The sequence below is a fragment of the Arthrobacter sp. GCM10027362 genome (assembly GCF_042679445.1).
Classification (GTDB): domain Bacteria; phylum Actinomycetota; class Actinomycetes; order Actinomycetales; family Micrococcaceae; genus Crystallibacter.
In genome coordinates this window covers 1-4,826 of the sequence record NZ_JBHTML010000244.1, presented here as the reverse complement: position 1 = coordinate 4,826, position 4,826 = coordinate 1, and the positions used below count along the sequence as shown (strand labels likewise).

4 protein-coding genes are annotated in these 4,826 nt (G+C 68.7%); all 4 read right to left on the bottom strand.

Annotated elements, in window-relative coordinates; genetic code table 11:
* Positions 1–1,151, bottom strand: a 1,151-nt coding sequence (locus tag ACFQ36_RS20760) for a Vms1/Ankzf1 family peptidyl-tRNA hydrolase (protein ID WP_377017127.1), incomplete at its 3' end; no start/stop codon positions are given.
* 620 nt (positions 1,152–1,771) lie between these two features.
* Positions 1,772–2,962 (bottom strand): TerC/Alx family metal homeostasis membrane protein, encoded by a 1,191-nt coding sequence (locus tag ACFQ36_RS20755; RefSeq protein ID WP_377017125.1) that lies wholly within the window; start codon positions 2,960–2,962, stop codon positions 1,772–1,774.
* 185 nt (positions 2,963–3,147) lie between these two features.
* Positions 3,148–4,005, bottom strand: coding sequence for a glycosyltransferase family 2 protein (locus ACFQ36_RS20750; RefSeq protein ID WP_377017123.1), 858 nt, complete (start codon positions 4,003–4,005; stop codon positions 3,148–3,150).
* A partial coding sequence (rfaE2, locus tag ACFQ36_RS20745; RefSeq protein ID WP_377017121.1) for a D-glycero-beta-D-manno-heptose 1-phosphate adenylyltransferase occupies positions 4,002–4,826 on the bottom strand: 825 nt, incomplete at its 5' end. The genes ACFQ36_RS20750 and rfaE2, both read right to left, overlap by 4 nt.

Genomic DNA, 4,826 nt, shown 5'->3' with positions numbered 1-4,826 from the left:
CGGGGCACCTCCGGGCCCGTGGGCCAGCGCAGCAGCGCGGCCTCCGGCTTGCCCCCCGGGAGCACCCCCGGTGGGACGAGCATGACGCGCGCGTCGGTGAGGGCCGCGGCCCTGACCAGTGCGGGCGGGGCGGCAATCTTGCCCAGCACCTGCCCATTGACCGGCATTTCGCCGGCGGTGGCTATCCAGGGTTCGTCCGTCAGCGCCAGGACCTTGTGATCCTCCAACCCCGATTCCTCCAGCAGCAGGGTGCCGACCTGCGCCTGCTGCAGCGCGCTCACCACCTCACCCAGCCCGGCGGCCGCCTCCACGTGCTGCTGCCCCTGCAGCGTAGCCAGGCGCTCGAGGATGGCCTGCTGCTGCCTGGCCCACACCTCGGCGACACGCTTGGAGATCTCGGTCCGCAGCGCCTCCCGGTCGGCGCCGCCCGTGCGGGTGTGCGCCTCGACGGTGGAGACGATGGCACGGCTCGCCTCGGCCAACTGATCCACCACCAGCTCCCGGGCCCGAATGTCGCCGGCAATGATCAGCAGGCGCGCCTTCGCGGCGCGGATCACCCGGTCAACCTCGGCGGCAATCTCGTCCGCGTTCCGGCGCCAGATCTCCTCGGTATGGTGCTGGTAGCGGCCCTGGGACCAGCCGCCGGTGGGAACCTTCTTGAGGTTCTCCTTCTCGCCCTCAATGGCCCGTTCTTCAGCCACCGCGTCCTGCCGGGCGTACTGCAGCCGGATCTCGCCGCCGTCGCGCCCCACCTCGGCCACGACGTAGGGGAAGTCCTCGCCGCGGTGCCGGATCAGCGGGACCAGGTTCGGAATCAGCCCCACCTCGACGACGGGCTGGCCCTGCAGCGGCCCGGGCAGCACCTCGTTGAGCTCGATGCCGCCGCCCCGCACCAGTACAAACCGGCTGATCGGCGACGGCATGCCGGTGGCCGGTGACAGTGCCTCCTCCACCGCCCGCAAGTCCGCGTCCGAGGCACCCTGTTTGTCCAGGGAGTCCCGCACCTTCTCCGGCAGGATGTCTCCGGCCCGCAACGTGTCGACAGTGCCGGTACTGGCATCAACGTAGACCGTGATCCAAGGGCCTTCCTTCCTGCAGAGCTCGGCGTACATCTTGTGGGGTGCATGGGTCGTATTGACCTGCTCGGCCATGGTGTTTTCCTTCCCTGCCGGAAACAACCAATGCAGCATCCGGCTCCCGCACTGCCCGGAAAGAGGCAGCCCGGTAAGACCATCCAGATGACGGCTGCGCCGGCGGTCCAGGTGGTCCCGGCATCACAGAATGGAACCTGCTGGGTATGGGCCGCCACAATGCGGCCCGGTGGCCTAGGAGCCCTCGGGGGAGCCCTGGCTCCCGGAACCGGCTTCGGATGCATCCGGAGCGGCCTTTGTCCGCATCGCCTCGCGGACTTCCGGGCTGTCTGTCTCGTCAGGGAGAGGTTCGGTATCACGCCACTCTTCGGCGTGGGGAGGTTGGTTGCCTTGAATCAGTCCTTGGTCTTCGTGCTTCATCTGATCATCCACATGGGGTCCGTGCTTGTCGCTGCCCCGCTCTGCCATCACGATCTCCTCCCGCGTCCAACGCCGCGAATTCGTGTCGATCCGTCTTTTCACGGTAGCACCGGAGCACTGGGGCTTGAAGGGCCGGGGCCGAAGTTGATCAGCCTGCTTAGCAACCCCGGGGGAGAAACCGGCGGGAACGGCACAGCGCCCTTCCCGCCGGGCGGGAAGGGCGCTGTGCCCGGGGCAGCGGCGCGGGCCGTCGCCGAAGGTCAGCGGGCCAGGTAGGCCGCGTGCTGGCGGTGCGCCTCGGCCACCTGTTCGCGGATCTTGTCCACGTCCTTGGCCTTGTCGCGGTACTTCTGCTCCATCTGCAGGATCTGGGCCTCTTCCTCCAGCAGCAGGTTGTAGACCCGCTCGCGCTCGGCGGGATCGGCGGTGTAGGACAGGTCCAGGTACGCCTCGGCGTGCCGGCGGGCATTGTGGATTGCCGTCTGCGCCTTGCCGGCCTTGCTGATCAGGGACAGGAACACAGTCACCACCAGCACGCCGATGATCACGCTCAGGGACAGTCCGGTGGTGATCTCGATGACCGGCACGTGCTCGCCGCCGTTGATGAACGGCAGGGTGTTCTCGTGCAGGGCGTGCAGGATCAGCTTCACGCCGATGAAGGCCAGGATGGCCGCCAGGCCGTAGGAGAGGTAGATCAGGCGGTCCAGCAGGCCGTCGATGAGGAAGTACAGCTGGCGCAGGCCCATGAGCGAGAACGCGGTGGCGGTGAAGACGATGAAGACGTTCTGGGTCAGCCCGAAGATCGCCGGGATCGAGTCCAGGGCGAACAGGATGTCGGTGCCGCCGATGGCCACCATGACCAGCAGCATCGGGGTCAGCATCCGCTTGCCGTTCTCGACCGTGAACAGCTTGTCGCCGTCGTAGTCCTTCGAGGTGTGGAAGAAGCGCTTGGCCAGGCGGATGATGAAGTTATCCGCTTCCTCGTCCTCTTCGTCCGGCTCGGGCTTGAGCAGGTTGCCGGCGGTGACCAGCAGGATCAGGCCGAAGGCGTAGAAGATCCAGGAGAAGGAGTTGATCAGCGCCGCGCCGAGGAAAATGAACCCGGTGCGGGCGATCAGCGCGAAGACGATGCCGAACAGCAGCACCTTCTGCTGGTCCTCGCGCGGGACCCGGAAGCTGGCCATGATCACCAGGAAGACGAAGAGGTTGTCCACCGACAGCGCCTTCTCGGTGATATAGCCGGCGAAGTACTCCGATCCCATGGCCGAGCCGCCGAAGGCCCAGACCAGGATGCCGAAGACGACGGCCAGGCCGACGTAGATGGAGGACCACACCGCGGCTTCCCTGAGCGTGGGCACGTGGGCCTTGCGGATGTGGAAGAAATAGTCGAATGCCAGCAACAAGAGGATGGCGACGATGGTGATGCCCCAGACCAGGGGTGAGACAGTCATCTGTTCTCTTTCGTAAGGAGGGTAGCAGTCATCGCCGCAAGTCTCTCCTCCGGCCTGCGGCCGGACACTGCACCCGGCAGGGCGACGGCGCCCCACGTGTTGACGGATACAGCGCTGTGGGATACTCCCTTACGCTCTAGCCATGGTACCGGGAAGCCGCTCCGGAACTGAAATCGGACCGGAACCTAATGGTCCAGCACCTCGTCGGCTGCCTCCACGCTCCGGTTAGGGACGGTGGTGGGGGACTCGAGGTGGACCGCGCCGGATGGCACCAGGCCGGCCCCGCCGTAGCGTTCCATTACCTTCCATTGCGCGGCCATGTCCTCGCCGGCGTGTTCCGGCGGCAACTGCCGCCAGAAGCCGAACCCCCCGCAGTCCAGCAGCGCCTGCCGGTCGAACAGCACGCAGCCGCCCACCCACGCCACCTTGTAGAGGCGCCAGCCGCCGCGGGGGATGTCCAGGTCCCGGGCCACATGCGTGAGGTTGGCCGCATTGTGCAGGGTCCAGCGGGAAAACCCGGGCCCGTCCCGGCGCACCCGCTCCGGCACCACCGGCCCCTCCCACAGTTCGAACGGTGCCTGCTCGTGCGGGCGCTCGTCCTGCAGGTAGGACAGGCCCTGCACGGCAGCGCCGACGAAGCCGCAGCCTGCCTCCCTGATGGCACCGACCAGCCGGCGCAGCATGTCCGGTTCCAGCCACACATCGCTGTCCAGGTACAGCACCAGCGGCGCTGCCGCGAGGGAGAGCAGGTAGTCCCGCTGCTCGGCCATGCCGCGCCGGGGCAGGTGCCGTTCCAGCCGCACCTCGCGGCCCTGGCAGCGCAGCACCCGGACCATGGCGGCCACGGCAGGATGTTCCCAGACCGGCTCGCCTTCCGTCTGGTCGCTGAGCACCACGCGGAACGCCGGCGAATCCTGGCCGGCCAGTCCCGCCAGGGTTACCGCCAGGTCCGCATGCCGGCCGTAGCACGGGATGAGCACGTCCACCTCGGCCGGCTCCGGCACCGGCTCCCGGGCCCAGTCGCCCGACCACCGCCGGCTCACTTCGGCCCCGCCCCCTCGACGGCGGATTCGGTGCCGGACAGGCTGGTGCCGCGGATGCGCCTGACCACGGCGGTGGTGGAGTGCTCGGCCACATAGTCCAGGATGCTCACCGTCCCCCCGTAGGCTTCCACGGCCGGGGTTTCGGCCAGCATCTGCGGCGAATAGTCCCCGCCCTTGGCATAGACATCCGGACGGAGCGCGTTGATCAGGGGAACGGGGGTGTCCGTATCGAAAACCGTGACGTAGTCGACGCAGCTCAGCGCGGCGATGACCGCCGCCCGGTCCCCGATGGGATTGATCGGCCGGTCCGGGCCCTTCAGCCGGCGCACGGACTCGTCCCCGTTGAGCGCCACCACCAGCACGTCGCCGAGCTGCTTGGCCTGGTTCAGGTACCGGGTGTGCCCGCGGTGCAGCACGTCGAAGCAGCCGTTGGTGAGCACCACCCGGCGCCCGGCCGCCCGCTCATCCGCTATCCGCCGTACCAGCTCGTGCGCCGGCAGCACCGTGTCGGCGAAGCCGCGCAGGTGGGCGGCCAGGTCCGTCGCCGAGCAGACCGAGGTGCCGGCACGGTGCACGACGACGTCGGCGGCGGCCTGGGCCAGGTCCAGGCAGGTGGTCAGCGGCAGCCCGGCGGCCCGGGCCAGCGTCAGGGCGGCCACGAAGGTATCCCCCGCCCCGGAAGCCTGCTTTTCCGCCGCGGCCCGCGCCCAGGTCCGGTGGCTGCCGCCGTCGTGGCGGGACAGCAGGACGGTGCCGTCCTTGTCCAGCGTGACGACGGCGGCCTCGGCCCCGGTGGCCTCCAGCAGTTCGGCGCGGCGGGC

What these genes read in the sequence shown, in the direction of transcription:
- ACFQ36_RS20755 (WP_377017125.1), bottom strand. Translation starts at nt 2,962, where the DNA reads ATGACTGTCTCACCCCTGGTCTGGGGCATCACCATCGTCGCCATCCTC.